General features: G+C 64.2%; 23 protein-coding genes. 9 read left to right on the top strand and 14 right to left on the bottom strand.

Translation table 11 applies throughout. The annotated features are described in order from the left end of the window. Positions 1-146: 146 nt before the first annotated feature. The 5 genes from M729_RS0104815 to M729_RS0104835 form a co-directional block, all read right to left on the bottom strand. Positions 147-830, bottom strand: a complete 684-nt coding sequence (locus M729_RS0104815) for an SGNH/GDSL hydrolase family protein (protein ID WP_013530477.1) — start codon at positions 828-830, stop codon at positions 147-149. Positions 831-919: 89 nt separating this feature from the next. Beyond that, entirely contained in the window at positions 920-1,873 is a 954-nt protein-coding gene (locus M729_RS0104820) for an ABC transporter permease (protein ID WP_027160911.1), read from the bottom strand. Between the two features lie 3 nt (positions 1,874-1,876). After that, positions 1,877-2,839, bottom strand: a complete 963-nt coding sequence (locus tag M729_RS0104825) for an ABC transporter permease (RefSeq protein ID WP_013530475.1) — start codon at positions 2,837-2,839, stop codon at positions 1,877-1,879. A 9-nt stretch (positions 2,840-2,848) separates the two neighbouring features. Next, on the bottom strand, positions 2,849-4,360 hold the full coding sequence (locus M729_RS0104830; RefSeq protein ID WP_027160912.1) for a sugar ABC transporter ATP-binding protein: 1,512 nt from the start codon (positions 4,358-4,360) through the stop codon (positions 2,849-2,851). A gap of 81 nt (positions 4,361-4,441) precedes the next feature. Next, on the bottom strand, positions 4,442-5,521 hold the full coding sequence (locus M729_RS0104835; protein ID WP_013530473.1) for a substrate-binding domain-containing protein: 1,080 nt from the start codon (positions 5,519-5,521) through the stop codon (positions 4,442-4,444). Between the two features lie 320 nt (positions 5,522-5,841). Here M729_RS0104835 and M729_RS0104845 point away from each other — a divergent pair, with 320 nt between their 5' ends. The 9 genes from M729_RS0104845 (at position 5,842) to M729_RS0104885 (ending at position 14,172) form a co-directional block, all read left to right on the top strand. Beyond that, on the top strand, positions 5,842-6,492 hold the full coding sequence (locus tag M729_RS0104845; protein WP_023809404.1) for an SGNH/GDSL hydrolase family protein: 651 nt from the start codon (positions 5,842-5,844) through the stop codon (positions 6,490-6,492). Between the two features lie 57 nt (positions 6,493-6,549). Next, entirely contained in the window at positions 6,550-7,644 is a 1,095-nt protein-coding gene (locus M729_RS0104850; protein WP_027160913.1) for an ROK family transcriptional regulator, read from the top strand. Between the two features lie 133 nt (positions 7,645-7,777). After that, positions 7,778-8,470 (top strand): XRE family transcriptional regulator, encoded by a 693-nt coding sequence (locus M729_RS0104855; RefSeq protein WP_027160914.1) that lies wholly within the window; start codon positions 7,778-7,780, stop codon positions 8,468-8,470. 3 nt (positions 8,471-8,473) lie between these two features. Continuing rightward, positions 8,474-9,553 (top strand): extracellular solute-binding protein, encoded by a 1,080-nt coding sequence (locus M729_RS0104860; RefSeq protein ID WP_023809407.1) that lies wholly within the window; start codon positions 8,474-8,476, stop codon positions 9,551-9,553. Between the two features lie 24 nt (positions 9,554-9,577). After that, positions 9,578-10,486, top strand: a complete 909-nt coding sequence (locus M729_RS0104865) for an ABC transporter permease (RefSeq protein WP_027160916.1) — start codon at positions 9,578-9,580, stop codon at positions 10,484-10,486. After that, entirely contained in the window at positions 10,483-11,271 is a 789-nt protein-coding gene (locus tag M729_RS0104870; RefSeq protein ID WP_027160917.1) for an ABC transporter permease, read from the top strand. The genes M729_RS0104865 and M729_RS0104870 overlap by 4 nt, the downstream gene beginning before the upstream one ends. Before the next feature lies 1 nt (position 11,272). Further along, entirely contained in the window at positions 11,273-12,391 is a 1,119-nt protein-coding gene (locus M729_RS0104875; protein ID WP_027160918.1) for an ABC transporter ATP-binding protein, read from the top strand. Between the two features lie 29 nt (positions 12,392-12,420). Then, positions 12,421-13,803: an FAD-binding oxidoreductase gene (locus tag M729_RS0104880; protein WP_027160919.1), complete on the top strand. Its 1,383-nt coding sequence runs from the start codon at positions 12,421-12,423 to the stop codon at positions 13,801-13,803. A 9-nt stretch (positions 13,804-13,812) separates the two neighbouring features. Next, complete coding sequence (locus tag M729_RS0104885) at positions 13,813-14,172, top strand: cupin domain-containing protein (RefSeq protein WP_027160920.1); 360 nt, start codon at positions 13,813-13,815, stop codon at positions 14,170-14,172. 17 nt (positions 14,173-14,189) lie between these two features. Here M729_RS0104885 and M729_RS0104890 read toward each other — a convergent pair whose 3' ends face one another. From M729_RS0104890 to M729_RS0104930, 9 genes are all read right to left on the bottom strand, one after another. Continuing rightward, positions 14,190-14,456 carry a BrnA antitoxin family protein gene (locus M729_RS0104890; RefSeq protein ID WP_027160921.1) on the bottom strand — a complete coding sequence of 89 codons (267 nt, stop codon included), beginning with the start codon at positions 14,454-14,456 and terminating at the stop codon, positions 14,190-14,192. 97 nt (positions 14,457-14,553) lie between these two features. After that, complete coding sequence (locus tag M729_RS0104895) at positions 14,554-17,415, bottom strand: nitrate reductase (RefSeq protein ID WP_027160922.1); 2,862 nt, start codon at positions 17,413-17,415, stop codon at positions 14,554-14,556. 4 nt (positions 17,416-17,419) lie between these two features. Beyond that, positions 17,420-17,749 carry a nitrite reductase small subunit NirD gene (gene nirD, locus M729_RS0104900; RefSeq protein ID WP_027160923.1) on the bottom strand — a complete coding sequence of 110 codons (330 nt, stop codon included), beginning with the start codon at positions 17,747-17,749 and terminating at the stop codon, positions 17,420-17,422. A gap of 5 nt (positions 17,750-17,754) precedes the next feature. Next, complete coding sequence (gene nirB, locus M729_RS0104905; RefSeq protein ID WP_027160924.1) at positions 17,755-20,205, bottom strand: nitrite reductase large subunit NirB; 2,451 nt, start codon at positions 20,203-20,205, stop codon at positions 17,755-17,757. Between the two features lie 4 nt (positions 20,206-20,209). After that, positions 20,210-21,007 carry an ABC transporter ATP-binding protein gene (locus M729_RS0104910; RefSeq protein ID WP_013530459.1) on the bottom strand — a complete coding sequence of 266 codons (798 nt, stop codon included), beginning with the start codon at positions 21,005-21,007 and terminating at the stop codon, positions 20,210-20,212. A gap of 11 nt (positions 21,008-21,018) precedes the next feature. After that, entirely contained in the window at positions 21,019-21,909 is an 891-nt protein-coding gene (ntrB, locus tag M729_RS0104915) for a nitrate ABC transporter permease (RefSeq protein WP_013530458.1), read from the bottom strand. A 65-nt stretch (positions 21,910-21,974) separates the two neighbouring features. Continuing rightward, a complete protein-coding gene (locus M729_RS0104920; protein ID WP_027160925.1) occupies positions 21,975-23,291 on the bottom strand; it encodes a CmpA/NrtA family ABC transporter substrate-binding protein in 1,317 nt (438 codons plus the stop codon). 362 nt (positions 23,292-23,653) lie between these two features. Beyond that, positions 23,654-24,886: a CmpA/NrtA family ABC transporter substrate-binding protein gene (locus tag M729_RS0104925; protein ID WP_027160926.1), complete on the bottom strand. Its 1,233-nt coding sequence runs from the start codon at positions 24,884-24,886 to the stop codon at positions 23,654-23,656. Positions 24,887-24,888: 2 nt separating this feature from the next. Beyond that, complete coding sequence (locus M729_RS0104930; RefSeq protein ID WP_013530455.1) at positions 24,889-25,491, bottom strand: ANTAR domain-containing response regulator; 603 nt, start codon at positions 25,489-25,491, stop codon at positions 24,889-24,891. Positions 25,492-25,517: the final 26 nt, after the last annotated feature.

Consider the following 25,517-nt stretch of genomic DNA (forward strand, 5'->3'; position numbering starts at 1 on the left):
TCGACGCACATCTGCCGGCGCCGGGCGCCATATCAACGCGGGGCCAAACGCATCGTTCGGCCCCGCATCGATGTGCATCGCCGGAGGAACCTGCGACACACCTGCGCCGTGGGCCTGTGTGCCGCAAGCCGACGGGCGTGGCGGCTTCAAGCGGCGGTGCTGACCTGGCCCGGCTCGAGGATCGACTTGACCTTGTCGGCGACGGCGCGTCCCAGATCGGCGTTGTTTGCGGCGGTGAAATGAATTCCGTCGACACCGTCCGTGGTGAGGTAATCGCCGGCATTGAGGAAATCGATCTTCATGAAATCCGCCATCGCCTTGTACTGCCTGGCCAGGTCCCTGGATTTTTCGTGCCCGCCGCCGAACATGCCCTCGAACCATGGATCGGGCATCGGGGTCAGCGGCGGCGGCGCAATGACCAGCGCCTTGGGGGCCGGATAAGGGGTGCCGATGCCGCCGGCACTGGTCAGGATTTGCCCGACCAGTTTCGCCATTCCATTGGCGATCTCATAAGGCGTCCGGCGGAAATAGGACTTGGTGTCGTTGGTGCCGAGCATGACGATGACCAGGTCCAGCGGCAGATGGCTGGCGATGGCCGAGGGCAGGTAGTTCGCCCCGTTCAGGCGCGGATCGTTGGGGTCGTCGAGACAGGTCGTGCGCGCGCTCAGGCCTTCCTCGATGATGTGGTAGCCCCCTCCCAGCGCCGCCGCCATCACACCGGTCCAGCGCTGGTCATAGGGGTAGCGGTAGGTCGGCGACCCCTCCTTGACCGGAACCCAGCCCCAGGTCAGCGAGTCGCCGTAGCACATGATGTTTTTTGGCGGTGACATCCATGTTTCTCCATCTGTTTGCAATTGTCTGAACGCGTGGATTTGTCGGTCCCGGCGAACACCGGTCGGCTTGCTTTCGCCGTCTCAGGTCAGGGGTTTCGCACCCGCACTCCGTAGAAGATCGCGGCACCCAGGATGATGACGCCCTGCGCGATAAGCTTGCCGGGCTCGTCGATGCCGAGCACGGTCATCACCACGAACAGCAGCGCAAAGCACAACGCCCCGAAGAAAGGTCCCCAGACGCCACCGTCGCCGCGACCGAAGACGACGCCGCCGAGGATCGTTGCCGCGACCGCCAGGATCGGCAGGTCGAGGCCGACACGGACGCTGCCGACGGCGATCGAACCGGTCTGTACCAGGGCCGCGATCGCCGCGATCAGGCCGGCGAGCGTGTGCGCAAGGATCACCGTGCGCTGGACCGGCACGCCGGAAAAATGCGCGGCTTCGGCATTCTCCCCGACCGAGGCGACGTAGCGGCCAAAGACGGTCCGCGACAGCAGCAGCCACACCAAAGCGGTCAGCAAGACCCAGAACAGCACCGGCGTCGGAACCGACAGGAATTTCGTGTTGTAGAGGTCGTTGAACAGCTTCGGCACATCGCCGGGCGGATTGCCGCTCGACAGGAACTGCACCAGCCCGACCAGGATGATGCTGACCGCCAGCGTGACGATGACCGCCGACACCCGCCGGCTCCCTATCATGAAGCCGTTGAACAGGCCGATGACGAGGCCGGTACCGAGCGCCAGCACGACGAAGAAAGGCATCGACGCGCCGGGGAAAGTGCCTGACGAAATGAAATAGTTGATGAGCAGGATGATGCCGCCGCCGGAAAGGTCGATCGACTTCACCCGCATGACGACGAGCTGCCCCATAACCAGGATGCCGAGCGGGACGATCTGCCTGACGAAGATACCCATGATGTTGAGGTTGAGCATGTTCGGCCGTGCGATCCACAGCGTGGCCAGCAGCACGAGGAAGACAAAATAGGACGGCGGTATGCGCAGCAGGCGCCGGGCGATCGGATTTGCGAGAACGGCAGCCATCTTTCAGAGCCCCATCTTCTTGCGGGATTGCAGCCCGACCACCGCCAGCAGGATGCCGCCCTTGATCGCGGTCTGGACGAACGGCGAGACGTTGGCGAGGTTCATGCCATTGGCCAGCAGCGCCATGACCAGCGCGCCGATCACGGTGCCGTGCAGGCTGCCTATGCCACCGGAAAGCTGGGTGCCTCCAAGCGCCACGGCGGTGACGGTATCGAGTTCGAAAAGCAGCCCGACATTCGGATCGCCCGACACGATGCGCCCGGCCAGGAAGACACCGGCAACGGCTGCGAAACAGGAACAGATCACATAGGCGAGGATGATGTTGCGGCGGTCGGAGACGCCGAAATTGCGGGCAGCACTCTCGGCGCCGGACGCGATGCCGCCGCCGATCGCAAACAGATGCAGCCCATACCGGGATCCGTAGAGCAGTTTCCACGCTGCCAGGATCACGACGATGCCCCAGAAAACCGGATAGGGAATGCCGAGGAAACTGCCCGAGACGGCATCGATGACGATCTCCGGCACCGTGCCGCCGGAGACGGGCCGCAGGATGCGCGTGATGCCGAGCACGATGTACTGCGTCGACAGCGTCGCGATGATCGGATGGACGTTGAAACGGGTGATCGCCAGACCGTTGATCAGCCCGATGACTGCCGCCAGCACGAAGACCGCCGGGATCAACACAATCGCTGGCTGGTCGAGCGCCAGCACCGCGGTGGTGAAGCTGATGACCGAGCCGACCGACAGGTCGAGCCCGCCGATGAGCACGACGACGAGCTGTCCGATCGCCGCGATGATCAGCGGCATCGCCTGGGCAACCAGGTTGAAGAGGTTTTCGGCCGTGGCGAACTGCGTCGTCTCGACGGTCAGCCACAGCGAAATGAGCAAGGCGACCAGCAGCGGCAGGCCCCACAGGCCCTGCCGCGTGTTCCGGCCATTCAGGATGTTGAAAACCGAACGAACCATGGCAGGCCCCTAATGCTGGCGCGTGGAGCCGCCCATGAGGGCCGCGTCGAGAATCTTGTGTTCGCTCGCCTGCGCTGCCGGCATTTCGGCCACGATCGTGTCGTGATGGACGACGTAGATGCGGTCGCAGAGCCCGATTAGCTCGATCGTCTCGCGCGAGAGCACCAGCACCGCGCCGCCCTTCGCGGTGAAGTCCCGCAGAAGATGGTAGATCTCGGACTTGGCGCCGATGTCGACGCCGCGCGTCGGCTCTTCGACCAGCAGAAGATCGAGATCGGCGGCAAGGTAGCGGCCGAGCAGAACCTTTTGCTGGTTGCCGCCCGACAGCGAACCGACCGCAGCCGACAGGCCCGCCGCCTTTATGTTCATGACCTCCATCATGCGGGCGATGACGTTTCGATATGGCCGCGCCGGCGCAAGTTCCGGGCGCCTCGAATGCAATCCGATGGCGATGTTGTGGGCGATCGGCAAAGCGAGGAAGAGCCCCTCTTCCTTGCGGTCCTCGGGAACGAAGCCGACCTTCAGCTGCTGCAAATACCGAACGCCCGCCGACGCCGGGAGCGGCATCTTCAGCGCCTTGCCGTTGATGGAAATCGTCCCGGCGAAGGGATGGTAGCGGCCAATCAGCGATCGCAGGAAGCGCTGCTGGCCCTGCCCTTCCAGCCCGGCCAGGGCGACGATCTCGCCCTTGTGCAAAGTCAGCGACAGCGGCTGCGATGTCTCGGTGATCTTGAGGTTTTCGACGCGCAGTATCTCATCGCCTACATCGCCCGTACGATCGGGAAAAAGGTCCTGGAGTTCGCGTCCGACCATCATGGCGATGAGTTCGTCGGTGGTGATCTCGGACACCGTCCTGGTGCCGACCAGTGCGCCATCCTTCAGCACCGTCACCGTGTCGCACAACTCGAAGATCTCCTCCATGCGATGCGAGATGTAGACGATGGCTTTTCCCTTGTCGCGCAGCCGGCGGATGTTGCGGTTGAGCACATCGACATCGGCCGCGTTGAGCGCCGCCGTCGGCTCATCGAGGATGAGCACGCTGGCGTCGGCCTGGATGCAATGCGCGATCTCGACGAATTGCCGCTCGGCTATGGTCAGGTTGGAAACGAGTTGCGACGGGTCGAGCGTGAGGCCGAGTTCGCCAAGCGCCCTGGCGGTCTGGCTTTTCATCGCGGGATAGTCGATCGAGCCGAACCGGGTCGTCGGCTCCCGGCCGAGAAACATGTTCTCGGCGATCGACAGATTGGGCAGCAGCGAATGCTCCTGGAAAACGGTCGAAATGCCGGCATCGAGCGCGGCGCGCGGCGACTTCAAATCGAGCTTCTCGCCGCTCATGAAGATCTCGCCGGAATCGGGCTGATGCACGCCCGCCAGAATCTTCATCAACGTCGATTTGCCGGCACCGTTCTCGCCCATCAGGGCATGGACGCTGCCCGCCTTGAGGTCCAGGGAAACGGAATGGAGCGCCTTGCTCCCTCCGAATGCCTTCGAAATGTGGGACATCTCGACAAGATTGGTCACGAAACCCTCGAACGAACCGGATTCAACACATGGAACGGCCTGCGGGGAATGTTTGTCCACTCCCCGCCAGCCACGGCGCCGTCACTTCTTGCCGTAGTATTCCTTGAGCTTGTCTTCCGGCAATTCGCTTGGCCACCAGACATTGGCGGTCAGGTCGTCGCGATAGTATTTCTTGGCCTTGTCCTGGTCCCATCCGTCGGGATTGTAGACATAGCGCTTGTAGAGCTGCTTGCCTTCCAGAAGGGCAACGGCAGCGCGCACGCCGGCAGCGCCCTGGGCGGGACTGTATTCCGGAGAGATCGACTTGAACCCATCCGTAATCCACTGGCCGAAATAGCCATTGTTGCCCTCGCCCGAAATCGGCGGAATGGGTGTGCCGAACTGCTTGAAGACATCGACGCAGGCGCGCGTCATGTCGGCACCGGACGACCAGATGCCGTCGACCTGCGGATTGTTCAGATAGAGCGTCTCGCACAGCTTCTTGGCCTTGTCGTACTGCCAGTCGCCATGCTCCTCGGCAATGATCTGCACATGCGTGCCCTTGAGCGATTCCAGGAGGCCGTTGTAGCGGTTGGTGTCTTCCGGATGGCCGGCCAGGCCACGCAGGACCCAGATCTTGCCGTTGTCGCCGACGGTCTTCACCAGCCAGTCGCCCATGACCTTGCCGAAGTGCTCGGCGCCGCCCTGGATTTCGGTGGTGTAGGCGTCGGAATCGATACGCCCTGTGTGAAGGATGACCGGGATGCCGGCGGCGACCGCCTTGGCGATGCTGGCATTGGCCGATGTGCTGGTCACCGGTTGAACGATGATGGCGTCGACATGCTGTGCGATCAGGTCCTCGATATCGGCCACCTGCTTCTTCTGGTCGAAGCCGGCATCGAGCAGGATGAATTTCGAGATGCGCTTGTCCTTGGCCGCGGCGTTCTCCGCCTCATGCGCCACCTGCACCGTCCAGGTGTTTGCGTTGACACCGAAGTCGCTCATGCCGATGACCCAAGGCGGGTCCTTCTTGAACGCACCGGCGGCGGTCATGCGCGTGTCGTCGGGGCGCGGCGCCACGCCGTCCATCAGCTTGACGTCTTGCGCATGCGCCAGGGACGTCACGGCAAGCGTGGACGCAACGAGCATCCCCAGGCCGACGGTTTTCAGCAATCCTAACATTGAACACTCCTCCTTGTGGTTGCTCCGGCCTACAAATTCGTATGGCCACGAGACGCTCTCCCAATGCATGCCCCCGTCACAAACCGACCGATGCGCGCAATTCTCCCGCCCCCGAACACATGCGTGTCGAAGCCCGACTTCTGCTGGACGATGATGACGGTCGAGAACTCCTCCGGGCACTTTAGAAGCACAGCGGATTCGCCCTGTCAATAGTTAGTCAGGTTGAATGACTATTCCCTTGCTTGCCTTTCGCCGCTCCACTATCCATCATGAATGGCGCTCGCCGGCTTCGGCGCGCAGTCTGTCCCGGCGGGAAAAACATGCGTTCAGTCTTGTGCTACGGCGACTCCAACACGCACGGCCAGATCCCCGGCAGGGGGCCGCTCGAGCGCTATGGTCCGGGTGAACGCTGGCCGGGCATATTGCGTTCTCAGCTGGGCCCTGACTGGTATGTCATCGAGGAAGGATTGAGCGGCCGCACCACCGTCCACGACGACCCGATCGAGGGCGCCCACAAGAACGGCCGAACCTATCTTCGTCCTTGCCTGCAGAGCCATGCGACGCTCGACCTCGTCATCATCATGCTCGGCACCAACGATCTGAAGATCCGCTTCAACAAGCCGCCGTCGGAAGTGGCGATGGGCATCGGCTGCCTCGTCTACGACATCAAGGAGCTGGCGCCAGGTCCGGGCGGCTCGACGCCCGAGATCATGATCGTGGCGCCGCCGCCGATGCAGGACGACGTCAAGGAATGGAAGTCCATATTCGCCGGTGCGCCAGAGAAATCGCGCCTGCTCGCGCTCGAGTTCGAGGTTCTGGCGGACTCGCTCGAACTCCACTTTTTCGATGCCGGCTCGGTGGTGTCGTGCAGCGAAGCGGACGGCTTTCACATCGATGCCGAGGCGCACAGATTGCTGGGCACCGCGCTCGCCCGCGCGGTCGATGCCATCGGCTGGAGCCGCTCGACATGAGCAACCATACCGCCGCCAGGCAACGCCCTCTTACCGACGGGGCGACCTTTGCCTGACATGAGATTCGCACCACCCAATCCCTTGCGCATCGCCGATCGTGCGAGCGGGCTGAATGCATTGAGCGTCCGCAGCTACAACGAGCGGTTGGTGCTGTCCCTGCTGCTTCAGAACGAAGGCATTTCGCGGATGGAAATCGGCGAGAAGACCGGCCTGTCGGCGCAGACGGCTTCAGTCATCGTTCGCTCGCTCGAGCAGGAGGGCCTGGTCTCGCAGGGCGAGGCGCAGCGCGGCCGCGTCGGGCCGCCGACGATCCCGCTTTCACTCAACCCGGAGGGCGCCTATGCGGTTGGCGTCGGCTTCAGCCGGCGCAGGATCGACATCGCGCTCATCGACTTCATCGGCACGGTGCGCTTCCACACGCAGTTGCCGGCGGATGAAGCCAATCCGTTTCCGCAAAGCAGCGATCTGTTCGGCGCGATCGGGCAAGCCATGACCAGCCTGCCGGTCGAGGCGCGCAGCCGGGTTGCCGGCATCGGCCTGGCGGTTCCCGACGATGTCGACACGATGGCTGCAACCCGCAACGGATCGAGCACCTCGCTCAAGGCCTTGCAGGCCGAGATCGAGGCACAGATCAAGCTGCCGGTTTTCGTGCAGAACGACATCACCGCGGCAGCCGGCGGCGAGAGCATGTTCGGCGTCGCAAAGCCGCTCAACGATTATCTGTTCTTCTATCTCGGAGCACGGCTGCAGAGCAGGCTCATCCTCAACCACCAGATCTACAAGGGAAACTCCAGCGCCAGCTTCGATCACGGCCTGATGCGCCTGGAGAGCGAACTGGCCATGCGCGGGCGCCCGTCCGAAATCATCTGGAGCAGCAGCCCTGAGTGGCCCGATCTGGGCGAGGCCTACAGCGCATGGCTGGGCGAGTGTTCCGACCGCTTGAAAGCGTCGATCTCCGCGCTGACCCAGTTTGTCGAGTTCAGGACGGTCGTCCTGTCCAGCTATGCGCCGCAAAAGATTGCCGAGGCCTTGTGCGACGACATCGGCCGGGAATTCCCCGGCATCGAAGCGCTGCCGGCGCGCGTCACCATCAGCCCGAAGGCCGTCGGCGCGGCAAGCCTGCCATTCAGTTCGCGCTTCATGATCCAGTGATCGAGCTGAACCGGGTTGCCGGTCGGCCGATCATGCCCCTCTGCAGGTCCATCGATGATTTTCAGGTGACCAGGCGAATCCGCTTGCCAGGACGCCCCACTTAATAGCATGTTAAGTGAACCCTGAGATCGCCATGAAAATCGCTGCGGATCACGCACTCAACGACAATGCCGCGACCAGCGCCGAAGCGCGCCGCTCGACGGTATTGGGCGATCGGATCAAGGCCTATCGCACCACGCGGCGCCTGACGCTGCGCCAGCTCGGCGACATGATCGGCACCACCGCCAGTTTCCTGAGCCAGCTCGAGCGCGGCCTTTCCGGCGCCAACACCAGCACGCTGATGCTGATTGCCAATGCGCTCGGCATCAGCCTCGCCGATCTTTTCGACGAATGCGAAGTGTCGCCGCACGCGGTGCTGACACGCAGCGAGCGGCCGGCGCTGCCGACCAGCGAAGGCTACCGCAAGACGCTGCTGTCGCGCCGGCCGATCCGCGAGATGGAAGTCTATTGCGGCGAGTTCGCCGTCGGCGGCTCGACCGGCGACGTGCCCTACACGCACGGCAACGCGAGCGAGATGTTCCTCGTGCTGCGCGGACGCGTGCAACTGACGCTCGGCGAGGAGAGCTTCACCCTCGAAGAGGGCGATAGCATCGAATATTCGACCTCGACGCCCCACCGGACGATCAATGTCGGCGATACGGTGGCCGAAGTGCTGTGGATCATTGCGCCGCCGACCAGCGGCGCCGTCGACCTCGACCAATATGTAGCCCGGAAAACGTTCGCGCCCGGCCTACCAAAATCAAACAGCGAGCCATCGGAGGGTTAGAAAATGGGAAGCAGATCAAGATTGGCCGGGTTCGTCGGCGCCGCCGCACTGGCCTTGCTTGCGGCCGCCGCTCACGCGCAGAACGCACCGCCGGCCGGGACCGTGGTGGACGGCTCGCTGAAGGGAAAGACGCTGACCTTCGTCTCCTATGGCGGCATCTACCAGGACGGCCAGGTCGCCGCCCTCAAGGAATTCGTCGACAAGAGCGGCGTCAAGCTTTTGAATGATGGGCCGACCGAAATCGCCAAGCTCCAGGCGCAGGTCGAATCAGGCAATGTGACCTGGGATGTCGTCGATACGGACGATTTTCCGCCCTTCGTGCATTGCGGAAAACTGTTCCAGAAGCTGGATTTGACCAAGCTCGACATCTCGCACATCCCGCCCGGACAGGTCGGCGAGTGCAGCGTGCCGGCGATGAACTACGGCATGGTCCTGATGTACAAGAACGACACGTACAAGGACAATCCGCCGAAGGACTGGAAGGACTTCTTCGACACCGCGAAATTTCCCGGCACCCGCGCCATCGACGGCAGCGGCAGCCCGCTCGGCGGCCTGATCGAACAGGCCATCCTGGCAGACGGCGGCAAGGTCGACGCCATGACGCCGGCCGATATCGACAAGGGCATCGCCAAGATCAAGGCGATCGGTCCCGACACGATCTTCTGGAAGACGGGCGCAGAATCCCAGCAGCTCGCCGAATCCGGCGAGGCCGACATGATCATCATGTGGACCGGCCGCGCCATGACGGCGGTCAAGAACGGCGCTGCCTACACGCCGGTGTGGAAGGACTGGCTGGTCGTCATGGACCAGCTGACCATCCCGGTCGGCGCCAAGGACACCGACGCTTCCTACGCGCTGATCAACGCCTATCTCGGCAAGAAGTCGCAGGAGATCCTGACCGAGCAGACCTCCTACTCGCCGATCAACAACGAGGCACAGCCGAAGGTCGACGCATCCGTCGCCGCCTTTCTGACCAACACGCCGGACCACGCCAAGCTCGGCTATCAGCAGAACATCAAGTTCTGGGTCGCCAACTTCGCCGCCGCGTCCGACAAGTGGACAGCGCTGATGGCCGGCAACTGAGCCGGCTACCGCTAAGGTGACGGCGTGAGCCAGACATCGCATACGCCGACGGCCGGGGGTGATCATCCTCGGCCGCCAGGTGCCGTGCGGGCGCCGCAGCGGCGCCCGCGCCTTGCTGCCTATCCTTCGCTGCTGGCGATGCCCGCCTTGGCTTTGCTCATCGCCGCGATGGGCTATCCCTTGCTGACCGTCACGCTGCGCAGCTTCTCGGACCCATCTTGGGGCTTGCAGAACTATGTCTGGTTCTTTTCCACCCCGGTGAACGTCACCGTCCTGTGGCGCACCTTTTCCATCGCAGCCTGGGTCACCATCGTTTGCGTCATCGCCGCCTACCCCTATGCCTATCTCATGACGGCGGTCGGACCGCGCCTGCGGCTGGTCCTCATCCTGTGCGTTTTGGTGCCGTTCTGGGTCAGCGGCGTGGTGCGCACCCTGGCCTGGGTCATCCTGCTGCAGGATTCCGGCATCATCAATTCGGTCATCAGGCTGCTCGGCTTTGACGGCGTGAAGCTGATCCGCACGCAGACCGGCGTCGTCATCGGCATGGCGCAGGTGCTGCTGCCGTTCATGATCCTGCCGCTCTATTCGGTCATGCGCGGCATCGATCTGCGCCTCGTGCAGGCGGCGCGCAGCCTTGGTGCGCGCCCGGCACGCGCCTTCCTGCAAATCTATCTGCCGCTGTCGCTTCCCGGCGTTTTCGCCGGCGCCATCATCGTCTTCATCCTGTCGCTCGGCTTCTACATCACGCCTGCCCTGCTCGGCGGCCCGCGCAGCACCATGCTGTCGACGCTGGTGCAGAGCCAGGTGCTCAGCCTGCTCAACTGGGGCCGCGGCGGCGCCATGGGCGTCGTGCTGCTGGTCGCGACCTTCGTGCTTCTGGCGCTCGCCGCCCCGCTGATGCGCCAGCGCCACAAGCAGGCGTCCAGATCATGAGACTGGCACCATCCCGCCTTCTGCTCGGTCTGTTCTGCCTGCTGGTCGCCGTCTGGCTGGTGATGCCGACGCTGGTCATCATCCCGATGTCATTCAACGAGAAGAAGTCGCTCGCTTTCCCGCCGTCCGGTTTTTCCTGGCAATGGTACGAGAATTTCTTCACCAACCCCGATTGGCTGTCGAGCTTCTTCAATTCGCTGAGGGTCGCGGGCCTCGTCGCCGTCGCCGCCACGCTGATCGGCACGCTGGCGTCGCTCGGCCTCAGCCGCATGAAACATTCCGGCGCCGGCCTGCTGCGCGCCATCCTGATCACGCCGATGATCGTGCCCGGCGTGGTGCTGGCCATCGGCATCTACGCCGTCTATCTCGACTACCAGCTCGTCGGCACCACCACCGGCTTCGTCATCGCACATACGATGCTGGCGATCCCCTTCGTCATCATCGCCGTGTCGGCAAGCCTCGAAGTCTTCGACGCGCGGCTGGAGACGGCGGCGGCAAGTCTCGGCGCCAACCGCTTCACCACATTCCGCACCGTGACCTTGCCGCTGATCGCGCCCGGCATCCTGTCCGGGCTTTTGTTTGCGTTCGTCACCTCCTTCGATGAGATCATCGTCGCGCTGTTCATCACCAGCCCCTATTTGAAGACCCTGCCGGTGCAGATCTTCACCAGCATCACGCGTGACGCCGATCCGACAGTGACGGCCGTCGGAACCATCATCTTCATTGCCACGACGCTGATCATCAGCGCGGGGCTGATCATCAGCTCGAAATCGACGAGGAGTTGAGATGACTGCGTCCAGCACCAGGGAACGTGGCGCGGCCATCGACATCAAGGGCGCAACCAAGCGTTACGGCAATTTCACCGCGCTCGACGATGTCAGCCTGCATATCGAGCCGGGCGAGTTCATGACGCTGCTCGGCCCCAGCGGCTCGGGGAAGACCACCACGCTCAACGTCGTCGCGGGCTTCACCGACCTCACCTCCGGCGATCTGGCAGTCGGCGGCAAAAGCATCGTCGCGCTGCCGGCACACAAGCGCAACATCGGCGTCGTCTTCCAGCACTACGCGCTGTTTCCGCATATGACCGTCGGCAAGAACGTAGCCTATCCGCTCACACTGCGCGGCATGGACAAGCAGGCGCGCGACCGCCAGGTCGCGCGGGCGCTCGACATGGTCAAGATGGCCGATTTCGCGCATCGCTATCCCTCTGAACTCTCCGGAGGCCAGCAGCAGCGCGTGGCGCTGGCACGCGCCATCGTCTTCGATCCGCCGCTGCTTTTGATGGACGAGCCGCTCGGCGCGCTCGACAAGAAACTGCGCGAATGGCTGCAGCTGGAGATCAAGCGCATCCACCGCGAACTCGGCACCACCTTCGTCTATGTGACGCACGATCAGGAAGAAGCGCTGGTTCTGTCCGACCGCATCGCTGTGTTCAACCGGGGCCGCATCGAACAGGTGGGAACCGGTCGCCAGCTCTATGACGAGCCGGCGACATTGTTCGTGGCGAAGTTCATCGGCGAATCGACCAGTTTGCGCGGCGAGGCCCAGGCGTCCGGAAATGAGACCAACCTGACGATCGCCGGCCAGAGGATCGTTGTCGGCGGCAAGCTCGCCGGCGGCCATAAACCGGTGGTCCTGCTGCGCCCCGAAAAGCTCTCGCTTGCCGGCACCAACACGCCTCCCTCCGCCGGGCAAAACAGCCTCACCGGCGAGGTCAGCGAAGCAATCTATCTGGGGTCCGGCTCGAAATACCAGGTGACGCTTCGCGACGGCTCGGTCGCCATCGTGCGCTCATCTCTGGAAGCCACGCCGTTCTCGATTGGTGACACGGTCGATCTGCGCTGGTCCGTCGTCGATGCAAAACTTCTTGCCGACGACGACCGCGCTGACATGACGATGACCTGACCGTTCTTTTCCCCGCAGGATTTTTAGACATGGACGCCAAAATCAACGGCAACGTCTCGTTCTGGTATGCCGACATCGGCCTTCCGGCCTATCGCGCGCCGCTCCCGGGTGATCTCGAAGCCGATGTCTGCATCGTCGGCGCCGGCTACACTGGCCTGTGGACAGCCTACTATTTGAAGAAGGCCGACCCATCGATCCGCATCACGATCGTCGAACGGGAGTTCGCCGGCTTCGGCGCGTCGGGCCGCAATGGCGGCTGGCTGTCCGGCGGCTTCAGCTGGTCGCGCGAGAAATATCTGCGGAGCTCGACGCGTGGCGCCGTCATCGACATGGAAACCGCCATGCATCGCACGGTCGACGAAGTGATCGCGGTGACCGAGGCCGAAGGCATCGATGCCGACATCCGCCGCGTCGACAATCTGACGGTCGCGACGAACAAGCCGCAGCTCGAACGGATCAAGGCTGCCTATGCCGATGCGATCGGCTGGAGTGTGCCGCGCGATCGCGTCAGCCTGATCGGCCAGGAAGAGGCCAAGGCCCGTATCAACATCAAAAATGTGCTTGGCGGTTATGTCCATCACGGCACCGCGCGCGTGCAGCCGGCCAAGCTGGTGCGCGGCCTGTCGCAAGCCGTCGAGCGGCTTGGCGTGCCGATCTATGAACAGACTGCCGTGACCGGCATTGAGAAGGGCAAGGTCACGACCAACCGTGGCACCGTGCGCGCGCCCATCATCATCCGTGCCACGGAGGGGTTCACGGCCGGCATACCAGGCAATGAGCGGCTCTGGCTGCCGCTCAACAGCGCGCAGATCGTCACCGAGCCACTGCCGCAATCGCTGTGGGACGAGATCGGCTGGGAGGGCCACGAGCTGCTGGGCGATGCCGCGCACGCCTATTGCTATGCGCAGCGCACCAGGGAAGGCCGCATCACCATGGGCGGACGCGGCGTGCCCTATCGCTACGGCTCGCAGACGGACGTGCGCGGCCAGACGCAGCAGGCGACCATCGAAAGCCTGCACGCGATCCTCACCCGTCTTCTGCCGCAAACAGCCAAGCTTCGCATCGACCATGCCTGGTGCGGCGTGCTGGGCGTGCCGCGCGACTGGTGCACGACGGCAGGCCTCGATCCGCAAACCGGCATCGGCTGGGCCGGCGGCTATGTCGGGCTCGGCGTGTCGAGCTCCAATCTGTCGGGCCGCACGCTGCGCGACCTTATCCTGCGCCGCGACACCGAATTGACCCGCCTGCCCTGGGTCAACCGAAAGGTCAGCAAATGGGAGCCTGAGCCGATGCGCTGGCTTGGTGTCCATTCGATGTATCAGCTCTACCGCGTTGCCGACGAGCGCGAGGAAGCGGGCCTCCAGCACACGTCGAAACTGGCCGCAATCGCCGACCGCATCACGGGACATTGAGAGACCGCCATGACCGACTTCCAGACCTTCGCCCATCTCGCCTTCATCGATCTCGGCGAACCCGAGCCCAAGCCGACCTCGATCAACGGCGATCAGCTCGAAGCGTCAAAGACGCTGTGGACCTCGCCGGATGGCACGCTGGAAGTCGGCGTCTGGGAATGCACGCCGGGCCGCTTCACCGCCTCGCGCGACATAAACTCCGAAACCTGCCACATCGTCTCGGGCCGGGTCTCGCTACATGGTCCTGACGGCCGCAGCGAGGATGTCGGCACCGGCGAAATGCTGGTGCTGCCGAAAGGCTGGAAAGGCGAATGGACGATCCACGAGAAGACGCGCAAGCTCTATATCCTGCACTTCGAGGCGACGTGAGCCGGCTGGAACAGCCGCTATTCGTCGTCTGAATCATCGTCCGCGGTAGGGGTCGGCTTGCCTTCAATCGCCTGCCGCAAGGCGTCGTTGATGCGGTCCTGCCAGCCGGGACCGTCCGCCTGGAAATGGTCCAGCACGGCGCGGTCGATTCGGATCGAAACAAGCTCCCTGACGCCTGGAGCGGCCATGGGCTCTCGGACCGGGGCAGCCGGCTTCTTCACCTGCTTGAAAGCCGCCTCGGCGGCCGCCATCGGATTTGTCGGTCGGCGCGGAGGATTTGCCATTGGATGACCCTGACTGAAGACGATTCGCGCGCGACGCCGCACGCTTGCGCCACCATAGCTCAACCAGTGCCGTCGCGCAGGCCCCTTGGTCAGACAATCACTCGGCTGCTTGGAGACTCTGTGCGTCGATGATGACCCTGATCTCGGCGCGGCAGGACCCGCAATTCGTGCCGGCATGCAGGGCCGCGCCGATTGCCGCGACGCTGCCGCAACCACGGCGCACCGCTTCCGCGATCTGGTTAGCGCCGACGCCGAAGCAGGAGCAGACGACGGCGCCGCGGTCGACGTCGCTCCCACCCGGCCGCCCGGCCACGATCGCCAGCCTGCCGCGCCGGTCGACATGATCGGCACTCAGTTGGTCCGCTGCCCAGCCGCGCGAGACGGCGACCGGGCCTGGCGCGACGAACAACGCGCCCGACAATCGATCGCCGTCGAAGGCGGCGATGCGGTGCTGGCCGGCGTCGCGATCATGATAGGCTGACATTTCGGCGCCCGGTGAAGCGCCGAACAGTGACCCGGCGAAGCCGGACCAGTCGATGTCGTCATCGGCAAAGGCCAACTCGACCCGCCAGCCGCCCGTGCATTTGGCCACGGCCCAGTAGGCCGCGATATCAAGCTCCGGCCGCTGCCGCGTCACAGCGAACCCGAAGGCTTTTGCGGCGAATTTCTCGATGCGGACGGCGACATGTTTCAGCGCCGGCTGGCCGGAAACCGGATCGGTCAGCGGCGCGGTCAGCGTGTCGAGTCGGCCCCTTGCGGCAAACTGATCGGTCCAGTGCATCGGCGCAAACAGGCTGCCTTGTCGCTGGCGTGCCGTCACCAGAACGCGCACCAGAACCTCGCCGCGCGGGCTGGAAACGCGTGCGATGTCGGCGTCGCCGATGCCGAAGCGCAGCGCATCCGCCGGGTGGATTTCGACGAAGGGCTCGGCGATGTGCTGCGACAAACGCGGGCTTTTCCCCGTCCGCGTCATGGTGTGCCAATGGTCGCGGATGCGGCCGGTGTTGAGGATCAGCGGATAATCGGGGCTGGTGCGGATTTCCGTGGTGGGACGGATGGCGATGAAGCGCGCCTTGCGGTCGGGTGTGAAGAAGTTGCCGTTGGCGAAGAAGCGAGCCTGGAGCCCAGTCGTGCCGACCCCTTCTGGCCAACCTCCAGCTTGAGCGCCCCCCTCTGGCCTGCCGGCCATCTCCCCCTCAAGGGGGGAGATTGGCAGCTTCGCCGACCGCTTTCGCTTTGCGACGTTGTGAATTGGCGAAGACGGCCATGACAGCCGATCTCCCCCCTTGAGGGGGAGATGGCCGGCAGGCCAGAGGGGGGCGCCTTGGCTCGGCGCTGGCCATTGGAACGGCTCAAGCGCCTCATACCCCTCCGCATCAACCCCTGCATAAGCCCCGATATCAAAATCCCGCGCACCATCATTCTCGAAACCCGACAGCGCGGCATGCTCGGCAAACACCTCCGCCGGCGACACGTAGGAAAACGCCTCACCAAACCCCATCCGTTTGCCCACCTCGGCAATAATCCGCCAGTCAGGCAGCGCATCTCCGGGCACGCGCAAAAACGCGCGCTGGCGCGACACCCGGCGTTCGGAATTGGTGACGGTGCCATCCTTCTCGCCCCAGGCGGCGGCGGGCAGCCGGACATGGGCGTGGCGGACGGTGTCGGTCCGGGCCAGCACGTCCGACACCACGACGAACGGGCACGCCTTGATCGCCGCTTCGACGGCATCGGCGTCCGGCATCGAATCGACCGGGTTGGTGGCCATAATCCACAGCGCCTTGATGCGCCCGTCTGCCACGGCCTGAAACATCTCAACCGCCTTCAGGCCGGTTTTTTTGGCCACAGTCGGCGCCTTCCAGAAGCGCCGCACGCGCTCGCGATGTTCGGGGTTTTCGATTTCCATATGCGCGGCCAGCATGTTGGCCATGCCACCGACCTCGCGCCCGCCCATGGCGTTGGGCTGACCGGTCACCGAAAACGGCCCTGCGCCGGGTTTGCCGATGCGGCCGGTCGCGAGATGGCAGTTGATGATGGCGTTGACCTTGTCGGTGCCCGAAGACGACTGGTTCACCCCCTGGCTGTAGACGGTTACCGTCTTGGAGGTCGCCGCGAACAGGCTGTAGAACCGGCCAAGCTCGTCCTCGCTCAGGCCCGTGGCAACGGCGAGGCCGGCCAGGTCCAGCGCCGAGGCGGCGAAAAGCGCTTGCCCGAAGCCCGTCGTGTGCGTCGTGATATAGGTGCGGTCGAGCGCATTGTGCCGGCCGAGATAGGCGAGCAGGCCAGTGAACAAAGCGACGTCGCCATCGGGCGCGATCGCCAGATGCATATCGGCAATGTCAGCGGTCATGGTGCGACGCGGGTCGACCAGCACGATCTTCATCTCCGGCCGCTTTTCCCGGGCCGCGGCGATGCGCTGGTAGAGCACCGGATGGCACCAGGCGAGATTGGAGCCGACCAGCACGATCAGGTCGGCAAGCTCCAGATCATCATAGGTTCCGGGCACGGTGTCGGAGCCGAAAGCGCGGCGGTGGCCGGCGACCGAAGAGGCCATGCACAGGCGCGAATTGGTGTCGATGTTGGCGGAGCCGACAAAGCCCTTCATCAGCTTGTTGGCGACGTAGTAGTCCTCGGTCAGCAACTGGCCGGAGACATAGAAGGCGACCGCATCGGGCCCGTGCTCGGCGATGGTTTGCGAGAAGGTCGAGGCGACGAGGTCGAGCGCCTCGTCCCAGCCGGCGCGGCGGCCGTGGATCTCCGGATGAAGCAGCCTGCCGTCGAGATCGATGGTCTCGGCCAGTGCCGAGCCCTTGGAGCAGAGCCGGCCGAAATTGGCCGGGTGGTCGGGGTCGCCGCGCACGGACACTTGCCCGTCCGCGGCGACCTTCGCCAGCACGCCGCAGCCCACCCCGCAATAGGGGCAGGTGGTCCTCACCTCGCGCGCTTCATCGATCTCCATGGGTTCAGGCCGCGCGGCTGGCCAGCGCTTCCAGCGCAATGAACAGATGCTCGCCTTCGATCCGCACCGGAATGGTGCGCACCGCGCCCTCGTCGGCGCCGAGCGCCTTGCCCGTTTCCAGCGAAATCACCCAATTGTGCAAGGGACAGGTCACCGCCGTGCCGTGCACGATGCCCTGGCTGAGCGGTCCGCCTCTGTGCGGGCAATGGTCGTCGATGGCGTAGACCTGATCGTCGGCGGTGCGAAAGACGGCGATCTTGCCTTCCGGGGTGGCGACGCAGCGCGCGCCGCGGCGAGGGATGTCGGAGAGAGAGCCTATCGATATCCAGTTCATCACGCTCACTCCGCCGCCTGCGCAAAACCGACCGAGGCCATTGGCCGGAATTCGTGCTTGTCCTTGCCGGAAACGCGTTCCGACCACGGGTCGACCTGGGCGAATTTCTGGCTGAAGACGAAGCGCTCGTAATAGGCCCTGCGCTTGTCGCCATCGTCCATGATCTGGCGCTTGATCTCGGGGATGCCGATGCGCTTGGCCCATTTGTAGATGCGCTCGAGGTAGCGGCCCTGCTCGCGGTACATCTGCGTCAGCGCCACAATATGCTCCAGCGCCTCGTCCTCAGTCTTCACAAGCCCGAGTACTTCGGTGCCCTTGATGTCGAGGCCGGCCGCGCCGGCAAAATGGATCTCGTAGCCGGAGTCGACGCAGATGACGCCGACATCCTTGCAGGTCGCCTCGGCGCAGTTGCGCGGACAGCCCGACACCGCCATCTTGACCTTGGCCGGCGTCCACGAGCCCCACATGAATTTTTCGATGCGGATGCCGAGGCCCGTCGAATCCTGCGTGCCGAAGCGGCACCAGTCCGAGCCGACGCAGGTCTTCACCGTGCGCAACCCCTTGGCATAGGCGTGGCCGGAGACGAAGCCGGCCTGGCCGAGATCGGCCCACACCGCCGGCAGGTCTTCCTTGCGGATGCCGAGCATGTCGATGCGCTGGCCGCCGGTGACCTTGACCATCGGGATTTCAAACTTGTCGACAACGTCGGCGATGGCGCGCAGTTCAGCGGCATTGGTCACCCCGCCCCACATGCGCGGCACCACCGAATAGGTGCCATCCTTCTGGATGTTGGCGTGGACGCGCTCGTTGATGAAGCGCGACTGGTAGTCGTCGGCGTAGTCGTCCGGCCAGTCGCAGACGAGATAGTAATTGAGCGCCGGCCGGCATTTGGCGCAGCCGCAGGAGGTCGTCCATTCCAGTTCCTGCATGACGGCGGGAATGGTCTTCAGGCGCTTGGCGATGATCAGCCGGCGGACCTCGTCATGACCGAGCGTCGTGCAGCCGCACATCGGCTGCACCGCCGCTGGATTGTATTTGTCGCCGATGGTCAGCACCATCAGCTTCTCGACCAGCCCGGTGCAGGAGCCGCAGGAGGCCGAGGCCTTGGTGTGGGCGCGCACGTCGTCGAGCGAGGTCAGGCCCTTGGCCGTGATCGCGCCGGTGATCTTCCCCTTGCAAACGCCGTTGCAGCCGCAGATCTCCGCATCATCCGGCAAGGCTGCAACGGCCGCCATAGGGTCCAGCGGGGCACCCCCCTGGTAGGACTGGCCGAAGATGAGCGTATCGCGCATCTCGGATATGTCGGTCTGCTTTTTCTTGAGATCGTTGAACCAGGCGCCGTCCGCCGTCTCGCCATAGAGCACGGTGCCGATGATGCGGTCGTCCTTCAGCACAAGTCGCTTGTAGACGCCGGCCGCCGCATCGCGCAGCACGATCTCCTGGCGGTCCTCGCCCTCGGCGAAGTCGCCGAGCGAGAACAGGTCGATGCCGGTGACCTTGAGCTTGGTCGGCGTGTCCATATGGACGAAGGCCGCCGCTTCGTTGCCGGCAAGCTGGCTGGCTGTCACGCGCGCCATCTCGTAGAGCGGCGCGACGAGGCCATAGACCTGGCCGTTGACCTCGGCACATTCGCCGAGCGCGTAGATGTCGGGATCGTTGCTGCGCATGCCGGCATCGACGACGATGCCCCTGTTAACGGCGATGCCGGCCTGTTTGGCCAGCGCCGAATTCGGCCTGATGCCGACGGCCATCACCACAAGCGTTGCTGGGATAATGGTGCCGTCAGCAAGTTCCACCTGCCCGACCTTGCCGTTGCCGGTGATCGCCTGGGTGTTGGCCTTGGTGATGACCTTGATGCCGCGCTGCTCCACCGCACGCTGCAAGAGATAGCCGGCGGCCGGATCGAGCTGGCGCTCCATCAAGGTCGGCATGACATGCAGCACGGTGACGTCCATGCCTTGCGCGTTGAGGCCCGCCGCCGCTTCCAGACCCAGCAGGCCGCCGCCGATGACCACCGCCTTGGCCCGCGACTGGGCAGCGAGCATCATCGCCTGCACGTCATCGAGATCGCGATAGGTCAGCACCCCCGGCAGGTCATGGCCCGGCACCGGAATGATGAACGGTACCGAGCCGGTGGCGATGACGAGCTTGTCGTAGGGTTCGGTGACGCCATGATCGGAGGTGACGGTCTTCGCCGTCCGGTCGATGGCAACGATCTTGTGGCCCTTGTAGAGGGTGATGTTGTTGGCGATGTACCAGCCGTCGCCATGGATGATGATCTCCTCATAGGCCTTCTCGCCCGACAGCACCGGCGACAGCATGATGCGGTCGTAATTGACGCGCGGCTCGGCGTTGAAGATGGTGACGGTGTAGCGGCCCGGAGCCTGTTCCAGCAGATGCTCCAGCATGCGCCCGGGGGCCATGCCATTGCCGATGATGACAAGTCTTTCGCTCATGGTGCTACTCCGCGGCTTCGACGAAGCGGTGGCGTTCGTAGAGGAACTTCAGAACCGCCTCGCGGCAGCGCAGGAAGGTCCGGTCGGAAGAGAGTTCGACGCGCCGGCGCGGCCGCGCCAGCGGCACGGCAAGCACTTCGCCGATGGTCGCCGCCGGGCCATTGGTCATCATGACGATGCGGTCGGAGAGCAGCACCGCCTCGTCGACGTCATGGGTGATCATGATCGTCGTCGAGCCGAGCCTGGAATGGATGTCCATCACCGCGTCCTGCAGATGGGCCCGCGTCAGCGCATCGAGCGCGCCGAACGGCTCGTCGAGCAGCAGGATCTTCGGCTCCATCGCCAGCGCCCGGGCGATGCCGACGCGCTGCTTCATGCCCCCGGAGATTTCCGCCGGGCGCTTGTCCTTGGCATGCGCCATCTGCACGAGGTCGAGATTGCGCATGATCCAGTCATGCCGCTCGACTTTGCTCTTCGAACGGCCGAAGACCTTCGACACCGCCAGGTTGATGTTTTCGTAGACGGTCAGCCACGGCAGCAGCGAGTGGTTCTGGAACACCACGGCGCGTTCCGGTCCAGGGCTGTCGACCTCCTTGTCCTCGAGCAGCACGGCGCCGGCCGACACCTTGGTCAGCCCGGCGATCAGATTGAGCAGGGTCGACTTGCCGCAGCCGGAATGGCCGATGATGGAGACGAATTCGCCCTTGTCGATGGTCAGCCTGATGTCCTTCAACACCTCGCTGACCTGGGCACCACGCGTGAAGGATTTGTCGATATGGTCGAGCTTCAGATAGGCCGTCATCGCCCCTCTCCTCACTTTGCTGTTGTGCCGCGGGTGACGAAGGCGCCGACCGCCGCGACCAGCCGGTCGAGGCAGAAGCCGGTGACGCCGATATAGGCGAGCGCGACGATGATGTCGGGCAGCCGCGACGAGTTCCACGCATCCCAGATGAAGAAGCCGATGCCGACGCCGCCAGTCAGCATTTCAGCCGCGACGATGGCGAGCCAGGACAGGCCGATGCCGATCCTCAAGCCGGTGAAGATGTAAGGCGCGGCGGCCGGCACCATGATCTTGACGAAGAATTCGAACTGGTTGAGCCGCAGGATGCGCGAGACGTTGCGGTAGTCCTCGGGAATGTTGCGCACGCCGACCGCGGTGTTGATGATGATTGGCCAGATCGAGGTGATGAAGATGACGAAGATCGCCGACGGGCTGGAATCACGGAACGCCGCCAGCGACAGCGGCAGCCAGGCCAGCGGCGGCACCGTGCGCAGGATCTGGAACACCGGGTCGAGGCCGCGCATCGCCCAGATCGACTGGCCGACCAGCGCACCGAGCGCGACGCCGACGACCGCCGCCAGGCCGAAGCCGACGGCGACGCGCTGCAGCGAGATCAGCACGCGCCAGGCCAGACCTATATCCTGCGGGCCATTGTCGAAGAACGGATGCGCTATCAGGTCGTAGGCCTCGTTCCACACCTGGGTCGGCGGCGGCAGGCTCGATGTCGGCGACGAACAGGCGATCTGCCAGACGACCAGCATCAGCGCGATGACGATGATGGGCGGCACCAGCGCGCTCGCCAGTTTGCCGGCGATGGCGAGCGGCTCGAAGCGGCGCCGTGCCTTGGCAGTGAAGGCGATGACCTCCGCCGGCTTGGCGGGAAAGGCCTTCACCTTGGTGTCCTCGATAGTCTGGATCGACATGTCTGGGGAAAACTCCTTGGGGCAGGTAGTGATCGCAAGCGGCGCATGCACCGCTTGCGATCAAGCTACGCCGATGCCTTGATCTTCAGGCTGTCGAGATAGGCGGACGGGTTGGCCGGATCGAAAATCTTGCCGTCGAAGAAGGTCTCGACGCCGCGCGACGACGACGCCGGAACGTCGGCTGCCGCGACGCCGAGATCCTTGGCCGCCTCGCGCCACAGATCCTCGCGGTTGACCTGGTCGACCAGCGCGTTGATGTCGGTGGTCGGCGCGAACTTGCCCCAGCGGATATTCTCGGCAAGGAACCACGCATCATGGCTCTTGAACGGATAGGAGACGCCGCCCTTCCAGAACTTCATGGAGAGATCGGTGCCGTTGGCGACGCGGCCATTGCCATAGTTGATGTCGCCCTTGAGACGGCCGATGATATCGGCGACGGGCACGTTCATCCATTGCCGCTTGCCGATGATGGCGGCCATCTCGTCCTTGTTCTCGGTGGCCTCGCACCATTGCTGGGCTTCCATGACGGCCATCAGGATCGCCTTGGTGGCGTTCGGATTTTTCTCGATGAATTCGGCGCGCAGGCCGAGCGCCTTTTCGGGATGGCCCTTCCACAATTCGCCTGTCGTGGCGGCGGTGAAGCCGACGCCCTGATGGACGAGTTGCTCGTTCCACGGCTCGCCGACGCAGAACACGTCCATATTGCCGACCTTCATGTTGGCCACCATCTGCGGCGGCGGCACGACAATGGTCGAGACGTCCTTGTCGGGATCGATGCCGCCGGCGGCCAGCCAATAGCGCAGCCACAGATCATGCGTACCGCCCGGGAAGGTCATGGCGGCCTTGATTTCCTTGCCGGTCGCCTTCTTGGCAGCGAAGGCGTCTTTCAGCTTCGAGGCGTCGAGGCCGACACCGGTGCCGGCATATTCCTGGGCGACCGAAATGCCCTGGCAGTCGTAGTTGAGCCGAGCCACGATCGCCATCGGCATCGGCTGGTTGTTCTGCGTCACCTTGCCGGTGTGCATGAGGTAAGGCAGCGGTGTCAGGATATGAGCGCCGTCGATGCCGTTGGCCGCGCCGCCGAGCATCAGATTGTCGCGTGTCGCACCCCAGGAGGCCTGCTTGAGCACCTCGACATCGGGCATGCCGAACTTGGCGAACAGCCCCTTCTCCTTGGCGATCATCAGCGGGGCCGCATCGGTGAGGGCAATGAAGCCGAGCTTGGCGCCGGTGACCTCCGGAGTGGCGGTCGCGGCATAGGCGCCGGAAGGGAAGAGCTTGCGGGCCGCCACGAACAGGCCGGCCGTCATCGCGCTGCTGACCAGAAAATCGCGGCGCGTCATGTCTTTGAGGGTCGTTCCAGTCCTGATCCGTTTCGTCATCGTCGTCTCCGGTTGGGCGCGGCTTGAGATCCGCGTCGTCGATTGCGTGTTGATCAAAACAAAAAAGCCGCCAGCCAGGTCTTCGCGTCCGGGTGACCGGGAGCGCGCATGAACCTGAGCGGCAGCTTTGCCTGTGGCGCCCGCCATTGGACGCCTGTTCCGTGACCCGCGAAGGGCCTGTCTATTTCAAAGCAGGAACCGTGCCAGTTTTGAGAGAGGTGAAAAAGGCAAATGAAATCAGCAGCCTGCGCTGATCGCCGGCGCACTGAACCCTATGGCCGGAAGGCCAAAGATTGTTCATTAGGGCAATCGCGCGCACAATTTTTGTGCAATGCACAAGGATGGCGCGGAAATGATCAGGCCTAAATCTCGGCAGATTTCTGGCCGGTAATGTACGCATCGATCTCGTCAGGATCGAAGATCTGACCGTCGAAGAAACCGTCCGGACCGAGCACAAGGCCGGCGCCTGTCGCGCCGACCGCGGTGGCAATTTGGAGCGCACCCTCGACTTTCGAATTGGCGCCGGGAAGCGCGACGCCGAGCGGCTTCAGCGCCGAACGGTAGAGGTCGGGACGGTAGCAATCGCGGGCGATGGCGAGATTTTCAGGCGTGTGCGCCACGTGCCCCCAGCGCACCATCTGCGTGTAGAACCACAGCGCATGGCTCTTCCACGGAAAGTTCGCCGCCTTATCGAAGGGGAGGAAGAAGTCGTCGATGGTCCGCTCCGCACCGCCGCCCAGTTGGAGATGGCCGGTCAGGATCGGCATCTGCACGGTCGGCGGCAGGCCGAGGAAGCCGGCCTGCGCCATCACCCCGGCCAGTTCGCCATGGTTGGCCGGATCCTGGCACCAGCGCGCCGAGTGATGCAGCGCGCGCAGCAGCGCCGCCAAGGCCTCGGGGTTTTCGTCTGCCCAAGCCTTGCGCACGCCGATCACCTTCTCCGGGCTGTTGCGCCATATCCGCGCCTTGACGGTGACGATGTGGCCGGTGCCGGCGGCCACCGCAGCGCTGTTCCAGGGTTCGCCGACGCAGTAGCCGTCGATGCGGCCGGCGGCCAGCGCATCGGCCATGAAGGGCGGCGGCACGATGACGATCTCAATCTCTTGGCTCGGATCGATGCCGCAGGCGGCGAGCCAATAGCGCAATTCGTAATTGTGCCCGGAATGCGGATGCACCACGGCAAAGCGCAGCGGATCGCCACCGGCCGCAGCGCGCTCGCGAATGAGCGCGCCAAGTGCGGCACCGGCGCGCGCCGGGTCTAGGTCGGCCTCGGCGCCGTGTGCCGCCATACCGGCCCAAACGGCATTGGAGATGGTGACGCAATTGCCGCCGAGGCCGAGCGAGAACGGCACGATGGTTTCCGAGGCCAGCGGCGTCAGCCCGAGATTGCAGGCGAGCGGCATCGGTCCCAGCATATGCGCGAGATGGAAGTGGCCGATGGCGATGCGGTCGCGGATGTTGGCCCAGGATGTCTCGCGGTGCAGCTTCAGATCGATGCCTTCTTGCGCGGCGAAGCCAAGTTCGCCCGCCGCGACCAGCACGGCGCTGTCGAAAAGCGGCATGAAGCCGGCGGTGATCTGGTGCTCGGCAGTCATGCTCATTCGTCCTCCGCCGGTCCCAGCAGCCCCGCGGCAGTCACCAGGCTTTGGGCGATGTCGCCGATCTTGCGGTTCTGGTTCATCGCCGTCTTGCGCAGCAGCGTGTAGGCGGCCTCTTCGGAGAGGCCGCGCGATTTCATCAGGATGCCCTTGGCGCGGTCGATCACCTTGCGGCTCTCGAGCTCGCCGCGAACCTCTTCCAGTTCGCGCGCCATGCGCGAAAAGGCGTTGAAGCGGCTGACCGCCATGTCGAGGATCGGCTTGACGCGCTCTTGCCGCAGACCGTCGACGACATAGGCCGAAACGCCGGCATCGACCGCCGCCTCGATCGAGGCCTGGTCGGAGCGGTCGACGAACATGGCGATCGGCCGTTTTACGGCACGCGACAGCTGGAACATGTTTTCCAGCATGTCGCGATTCGGGTTTTCGAGATCGATGACGATGACGTCGGGCTCGATCTCGGCGATCCGCCGCGCAATGCCGGTCACATCATGGATGACAGTGACCCGCTCATGGCCGGCCTCGCGCAACCCCGCCTCGATGATCGCGGCGCGGATGCGGTTTTCATCGATCACCAGGACGGCGAGTGCGGTTCGAACCATGCCTGCATTGTGACCAAGCGAAGGAA

It is taken from the genome of Mesorhizobium sp. WSM1293, assembly GCF_000513875.1.
Classification (GTDB): domain Bacteria; phylum Pseudomonadota; class Alphaproteobacteria; order Rhizobiales; family Rhizobiaceae; genus Mesorhizobium; species Mesorhizobium ciceri.